The sequence below is a fragment of the Shewanella carassii genome, assembly GCF_019670705.1.
GTDB classification, from domain to species: Bacteria; Pseudomonadota; Gammaproteobacteria; order Enterobacterales; family Shewanellaceae; genus Shewanella; species Shewanella carassii.
The window spans coordinates 2,472,019-2,491,864 of sequence record NZ_AP024618.1; the positions used below are offsets into that span (position 1 = coordinate 2,472,019).

Annotated in this window: 19 protein-coding genes; 4 read left to right on the forward strand and 15 right to left on the reverse strand. The window is 52.9% G+C overall.

Going from position 1 to position 19,846, the window contains the following annotated elements; translation table 11 throughout:
- The first annotated feature begins 14 nt into the window (after positions 1 to 14).
- Both K5621_RS11190 and K5621_RS11195 read left to right on the forward strand, forming a co-directional pair.
- Positions 15 to 272 carry a GrxA family glutaredoxin gene (locus tag K5621_RS11190; protein WP_025009626.1) on the forward strand — a complete coding sequence of 86 codons (258 nt, stop codon included), beginning with the start codon at positions 15 to 17 and terminating at the stop codon, positions 270 to 272.
- A gap of 237 nt (positions 273 to 509) precedes the next feature.
- Positions 510 to 3,131: a PDC sensor domain-containing protein gene (locus K5621_RS11195; protein ID WP_221049265.1), complete on the forward strand. Its 2,622-nt coding sequence runs from the start codon at positions 510 to 512 to the stop codon at positions 3,129 to 3,131.
- Between the two features lie 164 nt (positions 3,132 to 3,295).
- Here K5621_RS11195 and K5621_RS11200 read toward each other — a convergent pair whose 3' ends face one another.
- The 4 genes from K5621_RS11200 to K5621_RS11215 all read right to left on the reverse strand — a co-directional run bounded on the left by K5621_RS11200 (position 3,296) and on the right by K5621_RS11215 (position 5,702).
- Positions 3,296 to 4,168: a putative ATP-dependent zinc protease gene (locus K5621_RS11200; protein ID WP_100143948.1), complete on the reverse strand. Its 873-nt coding sequence runs from the start codon at positions 4,166 to 4,168 to the stop codon at positions 3,296 to 3,298.
- An 83-nt stretch (positions 4,169 to 4,251) separates the two neighbouring features.
- Positions 4,252 to 4,617 carry a SpoIIAA family protein gene (locus K5621_RS11205; protein ID WP_221049266.1) on the reverse strand — a complete coding sequence of 122 codons (366 nt, stop codon included), beginning with the start codon at positions 4,615 to 4,617 and terminating at the stop codon, positions 4,252 to 4,254.
- Between the two features lie 21 nt (positions 4,618 to 4,638).
- Entirely contained in the window at positions 4,639 to 4,992 is a 354-nt protein-coding gene (locus tag K5621_RS11210; protein WP_100143952.1) for a DUF3802 family protein, read from the reverse strand.
- Between the two features lie 134 nt (positions 4,993 to 5,126).
- Complete coding sequence (locus tag K5621_RS11215) at positions 5,127 to 5,702, reverse strand: YceI family protein (RefSeq protein WP_100143954.1); 576 nt, start codon at positions 5,700 to 5,702, stop codon at positions 5,127 to 5,129.
- Between the two features lie 247 nt (positions 5,703 to 5,949).
- On the opposite strand from K5621_RS11215, the gene K5621_RS11220 reads away from it, so the two are divergent.
- Positions 5,950 to 6,165 carry a cold-shock protein gene (locus K5621_RS11220; protein WP_025009621.1) on the forward strand — a complete coding sequence of 72 codons (216 nt, stop codon included), beginning with the start codon at positions 5,950 to 5,952 and terminating at the stop codon, positions 6,163 to 6,165.
- Between the two features lie 58 nt (positions 6,166 to 6,223).
- Here the strand turns inward: K5621_RS11220 and pdxH are convergent, their stop codons facing one another.
- The 11 genes from pdxH to K5621_RS11275 all read right to left on the reverse strand — a co-directional run bounded on the left by pdxH (position 6,224) and on the right by K5621_RS11275 (position 17,229).
- Positions 6,224 to 6,862: a pyridoxamine 5'-phosphate oxidase gene (gene pdxH / locus K5621_RS11225; protein ID WP_028779301.1), complete on the reverse strand. Its 639-nt coding sequence runs from the start codon at positions 6,860 to 6,862 to the stop codon at positions 6,224 to 6,226.
- Positions 6,863 to 6,981: 119 nt separating this feature from the next.
- A complete protein-coding gene (speB, locus tag K5621_RS11230; protein WP_221049267.1) occupies positions 6,982 to 7,911 on the reverse strand; it encodes an agmatinase in 930 nt (309 codons plus the stop codon).
- 31 nt (positions 7,912 to 7,942) lie between these two features.
- Positions 7,943 to 8,872, reverse strand: a complete 930-nt coding sequence (locus tag K5621_RS11235; RefSeq protein ID WP_221049268.1) for an adenosylmethionine decarboxylase — start codon at positions 8,870 to 8,872, stop codon at positions 7,943 to 7,945.
- A 52-nt stretch (positions 8,873 to 8,924) separates the two neighbouring features.
- The gene (gene speA, locus K5621_RS11240; RefSeq protein ID WP_025888969.1) at positions 8,925 to 10,838 is read right to left on the reverse strand and encodes a biosynthetic arginine decarboxylase; all 1,914 of its coding nucleotides are present in this window, start codon (positions 10,836 to 10,838) and stop codon (positions 8,925 to 8,927) included.
- Positions 10,839 to 10,866: 28 nt separating this feature from the next.
- Positions 10,867 to 11,742, reverse strand: a complete 876-nt coding sequence (gene speE, locus K5621_RS11245) for a polyamine aminopropyltransferase (protein WP_100143958.1) — start codon at positions 11,740 to 11,742, stop codon at positions 10,867 to 10,869.
- A gap of 107 nt (positions 11,743 to 11,849) precedes the next feature.
- Positions 11,850 to 11,996 (reverse strand): hypothetical protein, encoded by a 147-nt coding sequence (locus K5621_RS11250; RefSeq protein WP_093983023.1) that lies wholly within the window; start codon positions 11,994 to 11,996, stop codon positions 11,850 to 11,852.
- 478 nt (positions 11,997 to 12,474) lie between these two features.
- Entirely contained in the window at positions 12,475 to 13,134 is a 660-nt protein-coding gene (locus K5621_RS11255; protein WP_028779305.1) for a CoA transferase subunit B, read from the reverse strand.
- A gap of 15 nt (positions 13,135 to 13,149) precedes the next feature.
- Positions 13,150 to 13,851, reverse strand: a complete 702-nt coding sequence (locus K5621_RS11260; protein WP_221049269.1) for a CoA transferase subunit A — start codon at positions 13,849 to 13,851, stop codon at positions 13,150 to 13,152.
- Between the two features lie 30 nt (positions 13,852 to 13,881).
- Positions 13,882 to 14,652, reverse strand: coding sequence for a 3-hydroxybutyrate dehydrogenase (locus K5621_RS11265; RefSeq protein ID WP_093983025.1), 771 nt, complete (start codon positions 14,650 to 14,652; stop codon positions 13,882 to 13,884).
- Between the two features lie 36 nt (positions 14,653 to 14,688).
- Positions 14,689 to 15,921 carry an E22 family MetX-like putative esterase gene (locus K5621_RS11270; protein WP_221049270.1) on the reverse strand — a complete coding sequence of 411 codons (1,233 nt, stop codon included), beginning with the start codon at positions 15,919 to 15,921 and terminating at the stop codon, positions 14,689 to 14,691.
- 9 nt (positions 15,922 to 15,930) lie between these two features.
- On the reverse strand, positions 15,931 to 17,229 hold the full coding sequence (locus K5621_RS11275; RefSeq protein ID WP_028779308.1) for a GntP family permease: 1,299 nt from the start codon (positions 17,227 to 17,229) through the stop codon (positions 15,931 to 15,933).
- Positions 17,230 to 17,518: 289 nt separating this feature from the next.
- Between K5621_RS11275 and K5621_RS11280 the strand changes: the two genes are divergently transcribed.
- Positions 17,519 to 19,798 (forward strand): TonB-dependent receptor, encoded by a 2,280-nt coding sequence (locus K5621_RS11280; RefSeq protein WP_221049271.1) that lies wholly within the window; start codon positions 17,519 to 17,521, stop codon positions 19,796 to 19,798.
- Positions 19,799 to 19,846 lie beyond the last annotated feature (48 nt).

The window sequence follows — 19,846 nt, forward strand, 5'->3', positions numbered from 1 at the left end:
CCAAGGGAGTCAATATGTTTGTAGTTATTTTCGGTCGTCCAGGTTGCCCATATTGTGTACGTGCCGTGCAGCTTTCTGAACAACTGGCTGAAAAGCGTGATGATTTCAAGTTTAAATATGTCGATATTCACGCCGAAGGTATCACCAAGGCCGATCTGGAAAAAACCGTAGGTAAGCCGGTTGAAACCGTGCCGCAGATTTTCGTCGACAAAGAGCACGTCGGCGGCTGCACTGAATTTGAAGCTTATGTCAGAGAAAACAATCTGCTCTGAAGCAAATCAAAAACATAACGCCAAGGCACCCAACGGGTGCCTTTTGTTTAGCTTTTCCTCGAATAAAGCCATTAATCTACCCGTTCCATTTCAGCGCTGATTCAACTTCCCACCCACAGCTCTCTTTCAGAGCCTCTGATCGATATAAAACTGCGAGTTGAAATCCTTAGAAAAATGGCGGCTTTTCCCGAGAGGTTGTATTATGTAACGGCTTGAAAAGCTTATTACTGAGGATATATGCAAGGGAACCAGGCAAAGCAACAATCCAACCGATTACCTTGGCTTCCCAGCTGGCTAAAACGCTTGCCGGTCAAGTTTGCCCTCAGTCAGTTGCTCATCAGTGCGCTTATTGTTATCAGCACTGTGTTGGTATTGCTCAGCATTCAACGTAACCAGCTGCTCAGTCAACAAAGAGCACTGAACCAAAGCTATGGTCAGGTCGTTACCGCGAGACTGCAGGAAGTAACCTCGCAGATAGAAAGCCTGGTCAGTACCATGGCGAATCTTGGCGCCCTTTATCGCAGCAATGGCACAGCACTCAAGGCCAGTATCGAGTCGGTGCTGGAATTGGAAACTCAGAAAGAGATGATCACCGGCGGCGGGATCTGGCCAGAGCCCCGAGCCTTTGAACCCGGACGGATCCTAGACAGCCTCTTCTGGTATCGCGACAGCTACGGCAAACTGCAGCAGCTCAACAGCTATAACGAGCAGCCGCAGCAACGCTACCACAATGAAGATTGGTATAAACCCACTCGTTTTTTTCCGGCCGACAGAACCTTCTGGTCCAGCGCCTATCGCGATCCCTACACGGCCGAGGCCATGGTCACCGCTTCTGTGCCTATCTGGCAGGATCATGAGTTTATCGGTGCCGCCACCGTGGACATCAGCCTTGGCGGCCTCAACCGTTTCTTCAGGGGCGCACTCAAGGATCTCAGCGGTTATGTATTCGCTCTCGACTACCGCAACCATCTACTCGCCTCTCCCTGGGAAGATGAGTTGCAGGACAGCACGCAAGAAAAGCCGCTGACTCTGGATAACTTTCAACGTCTTGAACGCCTGTTCCCCGAGTTTCAATCCGTCGGTGAAGCGCTGCGCAGTGCCGATCAGGTGCTTATTCAAGAGGCCAATCAACACAAGGCCTTCAGCAATCAACAGCTCAAGAACCTGATGGGCGAGCGTGATCAAACCGAAGCCGCACTGCTTGGCACCATAATCAACAATTCGACCAGAGAATGGCCGGCCAATGCCAAGCTGTTGTTGACCCAGGAACTGGCCCGGGATCCCTTGCTCAACGAACCCGCGTTGGTTTCGGTATTTTTGATGCCCAAGACCTACTGGAAAATTGTAATAGTTACCCCGTTGTCATCGCTCAAAGAGGACGCGACACTGATTGCCGGCAAGGTCGGCATCTACCTGGTAGCGATCCAATTGCTGGCACTGCTGCTGTTATTTCTGGTGCAGCATAGGTTATTTATCAAGCCTATCAGCCGCATGGTGGCAGCACTCAGGGAAAACAACCCCGCCCGGCTGGAGCTGGATGCCAGAGACAGAGAAGATGAGTTGGGAATGCTGGCCGGTAGCTTTATCTCCCGCACTCGCCAATTGGAAACGGCAATGGCCAGCTTGGACGCCAGTAACCTGGCGCTGGAGCAGCAGTTGGAGGTACAACACAACGCCCAGCAGATTCTTCAACTACGTACCAAACAGCTCAATGCATTGATGAATTACTCACAAAACATCATCTATATCAAAGATTTGAATGGTAAATATCTGCTGGTTAATGATAAATACTGCGAAATTACCGCCCATGAGCGGACGCAACTCATCGGCGCCGATGACAATCAGATATTTCCTCTCGGCTTGGCGCAAATCTATCAGGCCAACGATCAAAGAGTGATCAACAATCAGAGCCCCTTCTGCTCCGAAGAGCCGATAGCCACCCCTATGGGCGATATTTTATTTCAAGTAACCCGCTTCCCCGTGCGTGATGAGTTTGGTGAGTTGAGTGCTATAGGGGCTATCGCGTTCGATCTCTCCAGTCATAAGCGTCAGGAACAACAATTGGAACAAGCCCTGGAGTCGCAGGCCGATATCAACAAGCGCAACAGCCGCACCCTGCAACAACAGCAGCAACAGATAGCTCAATTGGAAGGTCAGTTGCAGCAGGCCCAGAGCAAATATCAGTTACTCAGTCTCAGCAGTACCTTGATGAAGGAGCAGGAGCTGCAACTGCCAAGATTATTGGGACAAGTTGTTGCTGAATTATCTGCCAATTTCGATCAACTCGGTACCCGGTTGCTTGAAGAGCAAAACGCCGAGTCCCTGCTTCAGTCAAAAGAGATGATCTTGCTCGGCTCCACCAGGTTACGCCATCTGTTAGCATTGGTTAACGCCCCGCAAACAGAGATCAAGGCGCTTCATTTCGATGAGTTTATGGCTCATCTGCTGGCACTGATGGCGCCACCATTAACTGCGGCAAATGTTGAAGTGAAATTAACCATTGCCAAAAAACTGCAACCCGGCGCTAGAGCCTGGCAGCTGTTATTGCTCTTCTACCCTTTGCTGAGCAATATCCTGCACCATGCCTTTACCCAGAAGTCCACTCCGGCCTGGATAGCCATCCAAGCAGACCGGCTGGATGAACGCCATCTAGAGATCCTGGTGACAGACAACGGCAGCGGCATAAATCAGGAAATACTTGCCCGCATTGAGCAGTCCGCTTCACAAAATGGTGCGGGTACTCTTTCGCGGTTACAGAACTATGTGAGGTTAAAACTGCTGGGGGAAATGACCATCAGCGCCGAGCCAGAACAAGGTTGCCAGATCCGTATATTGCTGCCACTGGCGTTTATTGATTAATAGAGTAAAGGAGGCTTGAAATAAAGCAGCCCCGGTGTCTGTGCATACTTACCCGGCGATATTCTCTCACGACAAAAAAGAAAGCCGTTCATCTTGGACGAACGGCTTTCTTCCCGCTACCCACTTTGACAAAAGCTTCAGGTAACAATTAAAAATCAGTCAATTCATTTGAGGCTGACATCCACCAAATAGTGTCCCTGCAACCAGTTTCGGCCAATCAGCAATTTATGAGTCATCTTGCTTCTGTCTTTCAGGTTGACCTTGACCGGATATTCTCTTCCCGGCTCACCAATATTGAGTTCCACCATATAACGAATTTCACTGCCCTGAGCATTACGAATAAGTGAGGTATTGGTGATCATGGCATGCAGGCGTTGCTTTTCGCCCTTTTCGTTTTCGGTGGTGAAGCTCAGCTGCTTACCGATATTCTTCTCCATATCTTCATCACCATTCTCTACTTTCAGATCTATGGCATGCAATGAGTTTTCTACCGCACCGGTATCGATGCGGGTTTGGAAGATCAGTCCTGACTCCCGCACACTAATGGGAGCAACCGGCCCTATGATACGTTTTTCTGCTACATCGACCAAAAAGTCATCGGCCAGCCAGTTACGGCCTATAAGCAACTTGTAGTCCATATGACTACGATCCCTGAGATTGACCTTGACCTTGCGCTGGTGCTCACCAAACGCGACGTTCAACTCCACCATGTAGCGAGTCTCGCGTCCCTGGGAATTACTGACGGTAGAAGTCTTGACAATTTTGGCCTTGAGCTGCTTTTTCTCACCACGCTCGTTCTCAGTGGTAAAACTGAGCATTTTGCCCACGTTATCCTGCATCTTCTTGGCACTGCCGCCTATGACCTTAAGATCGACCGCATGCATGGAAGTATTGGCCGCCCCGGTATCGATACGGGCTTCAAAACTGAGTCCGGCTTCGGCGACGGTCATAATTTCAGTCTGACCTATGACTGTTTTGTCCTGGGCAAACACAGATGTCGAAAGCAACATAAAACAAAGACCAAGTTTTTTAAGCATAGAACTATTCCATTCATTTCACTTAACAAGATGAAAATCCGGTTGAAATACCGGAACGTATAGATAAGACAGATGTTAACGCTTCAGGTTCCCGAGAGCCAGGCTCTGCCCCTGACCATTTCATCCCGGGGAAATACAGCGACCGGACAAGGGATCATCAGCGCCATGGTCTGAGCCATGCCTTCGGTGGCAACGCTATCGGTGATCACAGCTATACGGGAAAAGTCTTGCAGATGGAATAGCCCAAGACAGAGTTCATCCCAAAGCGCCTGCAATGAGATGCCTTCGAAGTCGGCACCATATTCGTACCAGAGTTTGATGAGCACATGGTCCCTGAGCTTAGACTCTATCGCTGGCAGCAAGACTACAGCATAATCCTCAGCGCTGATCACACCGCTGACGCGAACTGCCACTGTATTGTCATCAAACCCGGAAAGCAGTGTCAGCATCAGGCGCCTCCACCATCTGCGTTATTGAGGTAGGAGCTTGGCAATTTCCTGATCGAACAAGTTTTTGATCAACCCGGAAAATTCAGTGATAAACAAGGTTTGCTTCGCGGTAGCCCTTTGATCTGCAACTTTAGCGAGGATCTCTTCCAAGTCGTACACTATGGCATCGATCTCGCGGATAACCGTGTTACGCTCCGAAAAAGATAACTGCGGATTCTGGCCACAGACCATAATAATCTGCGCCGACAGCTGTTCTTCAAATAATTCCATAACGCTGCTGTCGCCCAAAGGTTCCCCCTCCGGAGTCTCAAACAACCCCAAGTGTTCTGTCAGGTATTGTATGAGGTGCATATAGCCTTCTTTGTCTGTAACCATCTTTCTTCCCGCGTGCAACGTCTCAGGCCAACCCATAAAGGGTAAACTTCCGAGCGCCGTCAATGCGGCGTTCGGGAGTGACATTATGAAACAAATTCCGCCTTGAGTCTTGCCTCAAATCAAGCCGATGTTTGTTACTTGTTTAATCTTAGAACAAAAGACACGGGAACAGCCTGACTGATGCTGGATAGACCGGCAATTTCACGCAATTTTTCAAGCCCATCGGTCAAATTAAACTCTTCGGCATACACTATAACGGGTCTGTTCGAGGTCACCAAAAGACCGGAGTCACCCAGCCTGGCCACCACCACGCCAAAACTTTTGTGTTGACTCTTACCATGCAGCGACAATTTGCCCTCTATCTCTAAGGTCAATAGTTCGCCAGGCTTGAGGTTATTCACCTGCTCAGTAGGCACATGGGCGGTTAGAGTCAGTTTCGGGAAATTCGCCACCTCAAACAACATGGTTTGCATCCGCTTGTCACGGATCTCTATGCCGGTATTGACGCCGCTAAGAGGGATCTCCAACTTAAATTCACCATTCTCGGCAAGTGTGCCGCTCAACTGGTTAAACTCATGCACCTCGGCGATATCACCTTTCTTGACTGACACAAAGCTAACCCTAGAGTCGGCATTGTCCAACTGCCAGTCAGCCGCTAGGGCTAGGTGACTGAAGGCGCCGAGCGCCAGCAAGGGGAACCATTTATACATATTATTATTCCTTGTAAGGTGTGAATTGAACTGCGCCGGATTTCACCCGGGTAAAAGCAAGCGCTTTTTGTAGATTACTCATTACTAAAGCATATTGTTCACTCCAAGAAAACCTTTGCCACCATAGAGTGAATTTTTGCAACCATTTCTCTCAGCGTCATCAGGCTGTCAAACCAATGAAACAAAACCCTTTTAAGCTACAAGCAAGGATACAGGCCCGCAGCCAAGATGAAGTAATGAGGAAACGATGTCAGAGCAACAAGTGACAGGAACCGTTAAATGGTTCAACGATGAAAAGGGCTTTGGTTTTCTAACCCAGGAAAACGCCGCCGATGTGTTCGTCCACTACCGCGCCATTCAAGGCAGCGGCCGCCGCACCCTGAAAGAAGGAGAGAAGGTCAGCTTCAGCGTGACTGAAGGCCAAAAGGGGTTGCAGGCAGAAAACGTAGTGCGGTTAAAATAGCTGGGGGATAAAGTAGAGGGACGGCAGATGCCGTCCCTCTTGTTAGGCAATATCGCCATCAAGGTGCGAGTCGATTGATCTCCCATCCGTCATCTGTGCGACTGTAGAGGAATCTGTCATGCAGCCTGTGCTCACCGCCCTGCCAGAATTCCACACTGGAAGGCACTATGCGGTATCCGCCCCAAAACTTGGGCAAGGGGACTTCGCCCTTGGCAAACTTGGCCTTCATCTCGGCAAACTTGCTCTCGAGTGCCTGGCGGGCGCTAAGCTTGCTCGACTGTTTCGAGACCCAGGCCGCTATCTGGCTATCTTTCGGACGGCTGACAAAGTACTTGAATACCTCTGTAGCAGACAGGGCTTCGGCTACACCTGTCACGGCGACCTGGCGCTCCAGCGGATGCCAGGGGAACAGTAAACTGACCTTGGCATTGACGGCAATCTGCTGCGCCTTACGGCTTTCCAGATTGGTAAAGAATACAAAACCCTGCTGATCAAAACGCTTCAGCAAGACTATCCGCTGAAACGGTTGGCCGGTTTCGTCCACTGTGGCCACCACCATGGCGGTAGGGTCCGTCAAAGGTGCATCCTTGGCCTGCGCCATCCAGCGCTCGAACTGCGCCATGGGCTCGGCGGCCAGATCGGCGCGCCTGAGGCCGCCCTGGGTGTATTCGCGGCGAATATCACTCAAATCTGTCATTGTCTATCCTTGTCCCTGAGCCGGGCGCAATGCCCCAGCGAAACGGCCCCCCAGCCTAGCTAGGGGGCTCTATACGAAAAGAAAAGCCAACGACAAGCGTTGGCTTAACGTGAAGCGGCTTACTTGACTTTGCCCTGGCACAAGGCCCAAACATGCAGCATTTCCAGGCCCAGCGTTGCGCCCGCCAGCGCGGTAATGTCGGCGCTATCGTAAGCAGGTGCCACTTCAACCACATCCATACCCACTATGTTGAGGCCCTTGAGACCACGGATAATCTTCAGCGCCTTGTCACTGGTGAGACCACCGCACACCGGAGTACCGGTTCCCGGCGCGAAGGCAGGATCCAGGCAATCGATATCGAAAGTCACATACAAAGGCATATCGCCAACCCGCGCCTTGATCTGCGCTACGATTTCATCGGCGGTCATATCATTGGCCATGGCGGCGTCAATCACCTGAAAACCGTGGCCCTCTTTGGTGTATTCGGTGCGGATCCCCACCTGCACAGAATGGGCCGGTTCGATCAAGCCTTCGTTGGGGGCATGATAGAACATGGTGCCGTGGTCAAACTTGCTGCCTTCACTGTAGGTATCGGTGTGCGCATCGAAGTGCAGCAGTGCCATCTTGCCAAACTGTTTGTGGTGCGCGCGCAGCAGCGGCAGGGTCACAAAGTGATCGCCGCCAAAGCTCAGCAGTGTCTTGCCTGAGGCCAAAACTTTGCTGGCAAAGTTTTCGGTGCGCTCGGTAAAATCGGCGGCATCACCACAATTAAATACCAGATCGCCGGCGTCCACTATCTTGATATATTCGCTGAGGCTGAAATCCCAAGGCCAACGCTTCTCTTCCCAGGCCAGATTGGTCGAGGCATTGCGGATAGCTCCGGGCCCCATACGGCCACCGCTGCGGCCGGTAACGGCCATATCGAAAGGCAAACCTATTACCACCACATCCGCATCGCTTTCTAGCGGTTTGAAATCCAGTGGCTGACGCAAATAACCAAACGCATTTGAATAAAGCGAGTAATCAGGTTTATCTGCTAAAGTGGTCATAAATACTCCAAAACTTGGCTAATGCCGATATTTACATGGACTCAGGGATCAGCACTTCGTGGCACATCTGCTGATAATGACTGAAGCTGACATTATAACCCTGCTCCAGGGACAAAGAGCAACTTCCCAAACATAAATGTTCCGGGTAACCACGGGTGTCCTGCTGGGCGTTGAAGCCGATGACATCCCAACTACCGGGGTTAAGAATGGCCAGCAAACGGGCGAAGATATCTATCGGTTGCGCGGCGAGATCCAGGTTGGTCTCGAAGCTGACATAAGAGCTGCTTTCCTGCGGTGTGATATGAATAGTCATATACTCTTTACCGCGAATGCCGTTGATGGAATAACCAAAGGGCTCAAACAGGAAATCATCAAACTGAAAGCCGGGCAACATCTCTTCCAGTGCCAACAGTTGACGTATTCCGGCGCAACTTTGGTTATCAGAGCGCAAATAGTCGGCCGCTTCACCGCGAATGTGATACATCAACAGTTCATTGGTGATATCGTCGTTCTCGGCGCGATATGCCTTGTCACTGCAAAACAGATAATGATGATGGGAATCCAGATGACCGATACGATATGCCACCCCGGACATCTTATCTCTCAGTGCCTGTAAGTCTTGCTCAAAAGAGCTGGCTTGCAGGTGTGAAAGATATTCGTTTTTGCGCTGAAAAGTCGCAAAGGCTATCGCCTCTTCACCGAGAGAATCGATAAAATGCAGGGTCGAGCGCGCCAGTGTGGTGGTACCACAGGTCAACATTAAAAATCTGTCGTCCCAAACAAACAGGCTCGACTCGCTAAGCAGATAAGCATCGCAATAATCATTGCTGACGGAAGAGAGGATTTCTGCATTGGCCTTGGCCACCATCTCTTCCCAGAAGGGCTTTCCCAGTGAGCGCAGCGAAGGCGTAGCCGGCGTCACTATCACTTCAATTTTTTTTTCTGAACCTTCAAAAAACATCTTTTATCTCTACTTATTGCAGGCCCCGAAGGGCCTGCTGAATGCACCGACCTTATGAAAAATCTTCCAGATAGGTATAACCCTTAAGACCCAATTGCAGCTCTTCAAGGATGGAGGTGCGTTCGTCTTCGGCAATATGCTGATTCACCAGCTCTTCATAGGTGCGCATAAAGGACACGGCATCCAGGTTCACATAGCGCAGCACATCGGCCACAGTGTCACCGGACAGCACAGACTCTATGTTGGCCAGGCCGCTTTCATCGAGACGCACCACAGCCGAGTTGGTATCACCAAACAGGTTGTGCATGTCACCGAGGATCTCCTGATAAGCCCCAACCAGGAAGAAACCGATAAGATACGGGCTCTCGGCACTCCAGGCAGGAACCGGCAGTGTGGTTTCAATCCCCTGCCCGTCCACATACTGATCCACCATGCCGTCCGAGTCACAGGTGATATCCAGCATCACGGCGCGGCGCTCAGGTGCGGTATCCAGCCCGGTTAGCGGCAACACAGGAAACACCTGATCTATGCCCCAGGCATCCGGCAGCGATTGGAACAACGAGAAGTTAACGAAGAACTTGTCGGCCAGTTTCTCATTGAGTTCATCAATGATGGGTCTGTGATAACGGTTCTTGTTGTTCATCAAGCCCTGCAGCTCGTGACAGACACGCAGGTTGGTCTGCTCCGCCCAGGCGCGCTCTTCCAGGCTCAGTTGCCCAAGAGCAAACAGAGCGTGAGCTTCGGCCAGATCCGATTGGGTATCGTGGAAAATCTCAATCAGGGCGCGGGAATCGGCGCGGCCGCGGATATCGCTCCAGGACTGCCACATATTGTGCAGCAGCTGTGGCGCATCCTCTGCCGGTGGCTGGATATTCTCAGGAGAATAGGCCTCGGTACCGATAACATCCGTGATAAGTACGGCGTGGTGCGCCGTCAGGAAGCGGCCGGACTCAGAGATAATTCTCGGCACCGGCTGCTCGTACTCGGCGCAGACATCACTCAGAGCGCTGACGATATTGTTGGCGTATTCGCTCAGGCCATAGTTCATTGAGTTGTTGCTTTGGCTGCGGGTACCGTCATAGTCCACCGCCAGGCCACCGCCCACGTCGAAACAGTTGACCTTGGCCCCCAGTTTTCTCAGCTCACAGTAGAAGCGCGCCGCTTCACCCACACCATGGCGAATATCGCGGATATTGGCGATTTGCGAACCCAGGTGGAAGTGCAGCAACTGCAGCGAATCCAGCATGTCGGCACTCTTGAGCTCGTTAACCACCCGCAGCACCTGCGCAGCAGACAGACCAAACTTGGACTTTTCACCGCCACTGGCCTGCCACTTGCCCTTGCCCTGGAACGCCAGACGTGCGCGCAGACCCAGACGCGGAGTAACCCCAAGCTCGCGGGATTCCTGCAGTACCATCTTAAGCTCGGACATCTTCTCCAGCACTATGTAGACCTTGTGGCCCAACTTTTCGCCTATCAGTGCCAGGCGGATATATTCTTTATCCTTGTAGCCGTTGCAGACTATGACTGAGCTGGCCTTTTGTGCCATCGCCAGTACCGCCATCAGCTCAGGCTTACTGCCGGCTTCAAGCCCAAGTTGCGGAGCTTCTTTGCTGACCTGGCTGGCGAGGATTTCCTCAACCACTGTCTGCTGCTGGTTCACCTTGATGGGATAAACCAGCAGATAGTCTTCGCTGTACTCGTACTTTTGAATCGCCTGATTAAAGGCTTGGCACAGGCTATCGACCCTGTGGTGCAAAATCTGCGGGAAACGGACCAGCACAGGCAGGTTAACACCGGCCTTCACCATATCTTTGGCCAGTTCGTTCAGGCCGATTTTGCTGTCCGGATTCAAAGGATCCGGTGACACTGTCACCTCACCCTGATCGCTGATCCCGTAAAATCCCTGGCTCCAGTATGCGACGTTGTAGCCGACGCGGGCATCGTCAATAGACCAATCACTCATGTTCGTTAGCCTGTTATCAAAAAATGGGTTATGCGGTAACCGTCATCGCTGACGCGACCGCCTGTTCGACAAACGCCGGCAGCGCAAAGCTTGCCTGATGGATAGCCGGCGTGTAATAACGGGTGGTAATACCGGCCCGTTCAAAACGCTCTTCGAGAGTCGCCAGGCTATGCTGACGCGCCTCAAGATCATCGGTTGCCCAGGCAAAGGCCATGCTGCCACCCACATAGGTAGGCACGGCCGCCATATAGAACCGACACTCTTTCACATAAGAGCTCATGCGTCTTACGGTATTTTGCACTTCATCCAGCTGCATAAAAGGCACGCCGTTCTGAGCGACAAAAATCCCATTTTCATTGAGACAACGCTTACAGCCCTCGTAAAAGTCGGAACTGAACAGCACTTCCCCCGGACCAACGGGATCTGTGCAATCAGAGATAATCACATCAAATTTTTGCTGTGATTGCCTAACATAATCCATCCCGTCGCTGATCACCAAGTTGACTCTGGGGTCATCATAGGCGCCTTGAGAATGGTTTGGAAAATAGCTTTTACACATTTCTACTACGGCGGCATCAATCTCCACCATGGTAATGGATTCAATCTGTTTATGTTTGACCACTTCCCGCAGCATGCCGCCGTCACCGCCGCCTATAATAAGCACCCGCTTGACGTCACCGTGGGCCAGAATAGGCACATGGGTCAACATTTCGTGATAGACAAACTCATCTTTCTCTGTGGTCTGGATGGCGCCATTGAGCGCCATGACCCGTCCCATAGCGGCATTTTCAAAAATGCTCAGGTGCCACTGTTCGGTCTTTTGCTCGAACAGCACCTTTTCCACCTCAAAATACTGCCCGTATGCCGGATGCAGTGTCTCGTAGTAAATATTCTTGGCTTGCATTTAACCTAAAACTCTTGGTGTTGAATGTAAGGGTGGACAAATAACCCGTCCTCGGCAATTCCAAAACGAATGCCGAGTGAATGTATCGTCGTAGATGGACGACGGGCTCAGTTGGGACTATTGGCCTGTTCGCGGCCGGAATTGATGCGGATTAACGTGAGATGTTTCAAGCCGGTATTGTCATAGCTGACAATGGTTGAAAACCTGTGTTGTGGCACTTGGCGAACCAGTGCGGCAAATGAATGGCTGTGCATTAGCTAAAACCCTCTTAACCCCGTGTAAATGGTGCTTTGTTCATTTACACGGTTAATGACTCGTGAACCATAATAACCCTGTTACTCACGTTTGCCTGTCAGGACTGAATGTACCTTCAAAACGGCGCAATTAAACCTTGCTGTGCCCCATAATGCAAGCACGAATCACAGTTTATCCAAGGCTTTGAAATATAAACTACAGCTGCGATGTTCACTCATGCCATTTAAACGGTTTTTTTTCGATTTATATCAATAGATTGAGCTTTGAAAGCCGATTATATCTGTTCAAGATTTTTTAAATACTCAGGCTCCTTATTTTGATGGCCAGATACCGCTTCGGGTACCTGGTTTGATTCAATGCAGCCCCCTTGGGGAATTCGAGGGTGAAAACTCACCCTCAAACAAAGGTTTGTTATCTTGAAGCCTGGCGATTCAAGCAAAAATCGCAGCAGCTAAAAACGCCACCCAATTTAGCGAATTAATCAAAGGTCATTTCCGGCACAGACTCGCCGCAATGCAGTCTGCCCGCCGTCTTGGCGCGGATCTCCTCAACAGTCACCCCCGGCGCGCGCTCCAGTAGATGAAAGCCGCCGTCACGGATTTCCAGCAGTGCCAAGTCCGTCAGCACCCGCTTGATACAGTTAACCCCGGTCAGCGGCAACGTGCAACGCTCAAGCAACTTGGACTCACCCTGTTTGCTGCAGTGCATCATGGTACATATGATGTTGGCCGCGCCGGCCACCAGATCCATGGCGCCGCCCATCCCTTTGACCATCTTGCCCGGGATCATCCAACTGGCAATATTGCCCTGTTGATCCACCTCCATCGCCCCCAACACTGTGAGATCCACATGCCCGCCCCTTATCATGGCAAAGCTCAGGGCCGAGTCGAAAATCGCCGCGCCTTTGACCGCAGTGACCGTCTCCTTACCGGCATTGATCATGTCGGCATCTATCTTTTCCTCCAACGGAAACGGACCCATTCCCAACAGACCATTTTCCGAGTGCAGCATCACCTCTATCCCGGGTGGCAGGTAGTTGGCTACCAGAGTGGGAATGCCTATGCCCAGATTGACATAGTCACCGTCACGGATCTCTCTGGCGACCCGCATAGCCATCTGTTCGCGACTCAACGCCATAATGCTGTTCTCCTGTTAGCTGGGCCGAAAGGTGCGCTTTTCGATGCGTTTTTCAAACTGTCCCTGCACCAGGCGATCGACAAAAATCCCCGGCGTATGAATTTGTGATGGCGGCAGGCTGCCGGGTTCGACGATCTCTTCGGCCTCTACCACGGTTATCTTGCCCGCCATCGCTGCCAAGGGGTTGAAGTTCATCGCGGTGTGGCGATAGATGCAGTTGCCCTGCCAATCGGCCTTCCAGGCGCGAACCAGCGCAAAGTCGGCGACTATGCCGCGCTCCAGCAGATACTCCCGGCCTTCAAAATGTTCACGGGGTTTGCCCTCGGCCACCGGAGTACCGACTCCCGTGGCCGTGTAAAACGCCGGGATCCCGGCGCCGCCGGCGCGGATCCGCTCGGCCAGAGTGCCCTGAGGCACCAGCTCCACCTCCAGCTCACCACTCATCATCAATTGCTCAAATAGGGCATTTTCACCCACGTATGACGCCACCATCTTGCGAATTTGGCGGTTTTGCAGCAACAGCCCAAGACCGAAGTCGTCGACGCCACAGTTGTTGGACACCAGCTCCAGATCACGCACCTCTCTGCGCACCAACTCGGCTATCAAGCCCTCGGGAATGCCACAAAGGCCAAAGCCTCCGGCAATGATCCGCATCTCATGGGTTATCCCCTCCAATGCCTGTTCATGACTGGCAACCCTTTTATCCAACCCGGCCATAGTGATTCTCCTGTGTCAGCCTCTCTTGCCTTATTGCGCGGTCCAGCCACCGTCCAGCACCAGCGTCTGGGCGGTAATGTTGCGCGCCGCCGGCGCCATCAAAAACGCTACCGAGTGCACGATTTCATCGACACCGATAAACGCCTTTTTCGGCATGGGGGACAGCATGATGTTGTCGATAACCTCTTGCTCACTCATGCCGTGCTCCCTTGCCTGGGACGCTATCTGCGCCTCCACCAGAGGTGTTTTCACATAAGCTGGGCAAATCGTGTTGACGGTAATGTCCCAGTCGGCGTTTTCCAGTGCCACTACCTTGCTCAGCCCCAGCAAACCGTGTTTGGCGGCCACATAGGCCGACTTGTACCTGGATGCCACCAGTGCATGGATAGAGCCGATATTGATGATGCGGCCAAAGTTGCGCTCCCGCATTCCCGGCAGCAATGCCTTGCAAAGCATCGCCGGGCCGGTGAGCATCACCTGTTGCAGCAGTTGCCACTTCTCGGCCGGAAAGGCATCGAGGCGCGCCACATGCTGCAGTCCGGCATTGTTGATGAGCACATCCACTTCAATGTCAGCCAGTTGCTCGGTCAGCGCTTCAATGGCCCGGGGGTCGGCGACATTGAGCCCAAGGCCCAAGCAGTTGCCGCCGGCTTGATTAAGCGTGTTGGCGGCCAGTATCGCCCGCTCAGGGTCGAGATCGCTCAGCAATATCCTGTGGCCAAAGGCCGCCAGCTCAGTGGCAATCGCCAGGCCGATACCGCTGGCCGCGCCGGTGATCAATACGGTTTTAGGGTCTTTCATACAGGCTCCTTAAATTACGCCCTGCGGCGGCTTGACTCAGTCCGCCAGAAATGCACGGATTTCATCACTCTTGCTCTGAATGGAGAACAAGCCATCGAGATGGCCCCAGGGGCCTTTAATTTCACTTATCTCTACCTCTTTACCCAGTTCCTTCAGGGTGGCGGCCATCTGCCTCACCCTCTGGGGCCGCAGCAGCAGATCGCCACTGGCGGGCAGCAACAGGCTCTTGGCCTTTATCTTGGCCAAGGCGGGTTTCAGCTCGCCCCCTTGCCAATCGGCACTGAACAGTTGCGAGGCCCGTACCAGATACAGTACATGGTTGGCATCCTGCAATGCCGCCCTGGCCCCGGCGCGCTGTTGCAAGATCTGGCTGATTTGCGGCAGCGTGCGAATATCCGCCAGCGCGCCTTTGTCGGCGACAGTGAAATCCTTGAAGCTGGCCAGATAAGCCTCCGGCGCCATTGCATCCTGGGTGATATTGAGCAGCGCCGCGGTCAGCCCTGCCACCGGGGGCGTCTTGCCGTAGTAGTCGCCGCCGCGCCAGTTGGGATCCAGCCGGATAGGCAGGGCCCATTTTTCCAGTGCCGGTACGCTCCAGGCATCCATGCTGTCGGCGCCGATAACATGAATGAGCCGCTCGACTCTATCCGGGTAACTCACCGCCCAATCTAGCGCCTGAAATGACCCCATGGAGGCACCCATCACCGCATGGAGTTTTTCAATGCCGAGACTCTCCAGCAGCAAGCGCTGCACCTCTACGAAGTCATGAATGGTCACCACGGGGAAATCCAATCCCCAGGGTTTGCCGGTTTCAGGGTTGATGCTGGCAGGCCCTGTGGTGATGGTATGACCGTCGTGCACATTGGCGTTGACCAGAGTGTCGGCGCTGACAACAAAGAAGCGATTGGTATCTATCGCCTTGCCCGGCCCTATGATGGCGTCCCAATAGCCACTCTGGGGATCAGACTCGGCGTACTTGCCGGCGGCGTGGGAATTACCGGAAAAGAAATGAGTGATCAGTATGACATTGTCCTTGGCCGCATTGAGACTGCCGTAGCTTTCCCAGCCGACGGTCACACTGGGCAACACTTTGCCCGATACTGTGCGAAACTCAGTGGTGGTAAACGACTTTTTCTCCACCAGCATAGGCTGGGCGGTTGCTTTCAAGGACGAAGCCGCCGAGGCAGAAACAGACTCGGCCGAAGCCGGAGCACAGGCTTGGGCAACCCCAAGCAGCGCCGCAAACATGCAGGATGCAAATAACTTCATATTCACCTCTTAAAACCAAATAAACAGAGCCAGTGCCAGCGCGACACCGATAAGGGGCAGCAGGGTCGTCAGCGCCGCCATCGCCCAATAGGCGCGCTTGTGGGTTTCCTTACAGATGGCGCGAATGGTGGTAACCACATAACCGTTATGGGGCAAGGTATCCAAAGCACCGGAAGAAATGGCCACCACTCGATGCAACTGATCCGGGTTCACCCCCATATCCAGATAATGGGGCGCCACCAAAGGCAAGGCTATCGCCTGGCCGCCGCTGGCAGAGCCGGTAAGGCCGGCAATCACGCTCACCGCCACCGCAGCCCCCAACAGCTCATTGCCCGGCATATTGGTCATCACCTCAACCGCGGTGGCAAAGGCGGTCGATGATTTGGCCACGGCGCCAAAGCCGACCACGGCGCTGGTATTGCCTATGGCCACCAGTGCGCCTGTGGTGCCGTCATTGACCGCCCGTCCCAGATGATGAAAATGGCGGAAGTTGATTAACATCAGCGTCAGCACCCCACCGAGCAAGGCAACTATCAGGGCATTTTGTGCCAGGGTATCGTGCAGCCAAAAGGAGATAACCAGCACCACAATGAGAGGGATCACCCCTGTGATGGGATGGGGCAGATCCCGCTCCGGCACTTCAGGATCATCACTGCGCGCCTCGAAACGCTCGCCTCTGGCGATGGCTCGGTTAATCATCCACTTGAGCCAAAAATAACCGCTGACCGCCATAAACAGGGCCACCACCAGGCTCACTTCCCAGGCAGCCCAGGGAGAGGTATTGAGGTATTTGATCGGGATCCAGTTCTGGATCTCAGGCGAACCGGCCGAGGTCATGGTGAAAGTCACCGAGCCCAATGCCAACGCAGCCGGAATAAAGCGCCGCGGCAGATTGGCGTCCTTGAACAGCCCCAGCGCCATGGGATAGACGGAAAATGCCACAATAAATACGCTGACGCCGCCATAGGTCAACACGGCACAGGCGGCTACCACTGCCAGCACCGCATAGCGGATCCCGAGTTTCCCCACAATAAAATGCGCCACCGCATCGGCCGCGCCGGTATCTTCCATAAACTTGCCGAACAGAGAGCCCAGCAAAAACATAAAGAACCAGGACGCCAGAAAGCCGGAAAAACCGCCCATATAGGCACTGACAAAGTCAGCCCCCGAGGCATCAAATAACGGAATATGGTTGCTCAGCGCCACCAAGGCCGCGCACAGTGGCGCGGCGACAAACAGGTTGACACCTCTGAGTGTCAAAATAATCAGCAGCAGTAAGCCACCGAAGAGTCCCAGCATACTCAACATAAGCCCATCTCTTGTTGTTGGCCGCCCTATTCCGGCGCCGCAAATTTGCAGCGATTGACCAGGCGTCATTGTTAATTTTTTGCAACCAATTTTTGCAACCAAGAGAGTGACAAGCAAAAACCGGATTGAACATAACACCATAGTGCTATACACAAAATAACCAATAAATTTCAAATCATTAAATAACACTGTACTAAGGTGCTAATTCCCTTCCGCTTCCTTTGCTCTAGAGTAAACGCCGAAGTGTTAACAAAAACAAAACAAACAAAACAACAAAAAGGACTTAATCATGAGTCAAGCCAAGATCCCCTACTCTCTGCTGGCACTGGCCATCGCTTCGGCATTGACGCCGATAGCGGCTCAGGCAGAAGAAACCAACAATAAGGGCGAGCTGGAACGTATTGAAGTCACCGCCAGACGCACAGTGGAAAACCTGCAGGAAGTACCGGTCGCCGTCACCTCAGTCAGTGAGGCCGAGCTTAATGAGCGCGGTATTACCGTGGTGACCGAAGTGCAGCAGTTCTCCCCCAATACCACGCTGCAGGCGAGTCGGGGAACCAACTCCACCATGACCGCCTTTATTCGCGGCGTGGGCCAGCAGGACCCGCTCTGGGGTTATGAGCCCGGCGTCGGTATCTATGTGGATGATATCTATATCGCCCGCCCACAGGGGGCGGTACTGGATCTGCTGGACGTGCAGCAGATAGAGATACTGCGCGGCCCTCAGGGCACACTTTACGGCAAGAACACCATAGGCGGTGCGGTCAAGTATGTGACCAAGGTGATGTCCGGCGATCCCCAGCTGAATATTCAGGGCTCCTACGGCAGCTTTAATCAGAAAGATCTCAAGATCACCGGCCAGTATCCGCTAATAGACGAGCAGCTGTATCTGGGCTTTGGCTATGCCAACCTCAACCGCGATGGTTTCGGTGAGTTTTTGACCTCGGCCGAGCCGAACCAGGACAAAGAGAACTACAACAAAGATCTCAGTGCCATGCGACTCACCCTGGAGTATCACCCAACAGACTCACTGTTTTTCCGCCTCGCCTGGGATAAAACAGACGATAAATCCAACGCCAAGGGCGGTTATCGCCTGCTGCCGAGTCTGCTGACCAATGCCCCGGTACCGGACAGCAAGTTTGACTCCTACACCAGTCTGCCCACCTGGAACGAGGTGGACCTCGAAGGTTGGAGCTTCACCGGCAGCTGGGACATAAACCACTCAACGCAGCTGAAATATATCGCGGCCAGAAGAGAGAGTTACTCACCCACCAACATAGATTTCGACAACACCTCGCTGCAAATTTTCGACGTACCGGCCATCTATGACGACGAGCAAACCACCCATGAGCTGCAGCTGCATCACAGCGGCGACAACTACAAGCTGGTGTCCGGTCTTTACTACTATGATGCCGAGTCCTGCGGCCAGTTTCAGGCGATTCTCGAAGAGCTTGGAAAGGCGCTCAACGCCCCTGGACTGACCCGTGAAGTGAGCGGCTGCTCCAACTCCACCAGCAAGGCGGCCTATATTCAGGGCAGCGTAGATTTAAGTGACAACTGGTCCATGACCCTAGGGCTGAGATACACCCAGGACGAAAAGCAAGCCTATGTCCGCAACGGCCTGATATTCGATACCGTCTATCCCGAATCCGGCTGGGTGCCGGGCTATGTCCGTCCCGAAGGCGACTTGGTGCCCTTGGTATTGGACGACAGTGAAGACTGGTCCAAGCTGACCCCAAGAGTCGGGGTGGAATACCAGTACTCGGATGACATCATGTTCTTTGCCAGTTACGCCCAGGGCTTCAAGTCAGGCACCTTTAATCCCAGGGCCGAAAGCGCCGAGCCGGCGGCAGATCCTGAAACCGTTGACAGCTTCGAGCTGGGGATGAAGAGCGAATGGGGCCGCAACTTAAGGGCCAACCTGACCCTGTTCAGCCTGGATCATAAGGACAGGCAGTATATCTCTGTATTGCCGGGCGACACGGCCGCCGACCTCAATCAGCGCCTGGGTAACATAGGCTCTTCGGAGGCACGTGGCGCAGAGCTTGAGATGACCTGGGTGGCCACAGACGCGCTGAACTTTGACCTGGCGGTGGGCTATATCGATGCTGAATTCAGTGAAGTGTTCGATACCGACCCTGCCACAGGTGAAACTTCCGACAAATCGGACAGATTTACCATAGCCAATACCCCGGATCTCACCTTTAACCTGGGTTTCACCTATCGTCTCTATGCCGATATCGGTGAGTTTGTCTTTAACGGCAACTATTACTATCGCGGTGACTATGTGCTGTTTGAGGAAGACAGCCTGCTAACCCAGGACGCCTACGGCCTGTTGAATCTGGGGATCACCTGGTATAGCAATGACGGCAGCTGGTATGCCGGCCTCTATGGCAAAAACCTCACCGATGAAGAGTACCTTATCGGCGGCTATCAGTTTGTCACCCCGGATCCGAGCGATCCGACAGATGTCAGCAAGTACACCCCAGGACTCGGTGGCGACAACACTCTGATTGGTTATTACGGCGATCCACGTACAGTGACCCTGACGGTAGGCTACCGCTTTTAATCCGTGCCCCGAACAAGGCTTACCCTAGGGTAAGCCTTGTTTTTATTG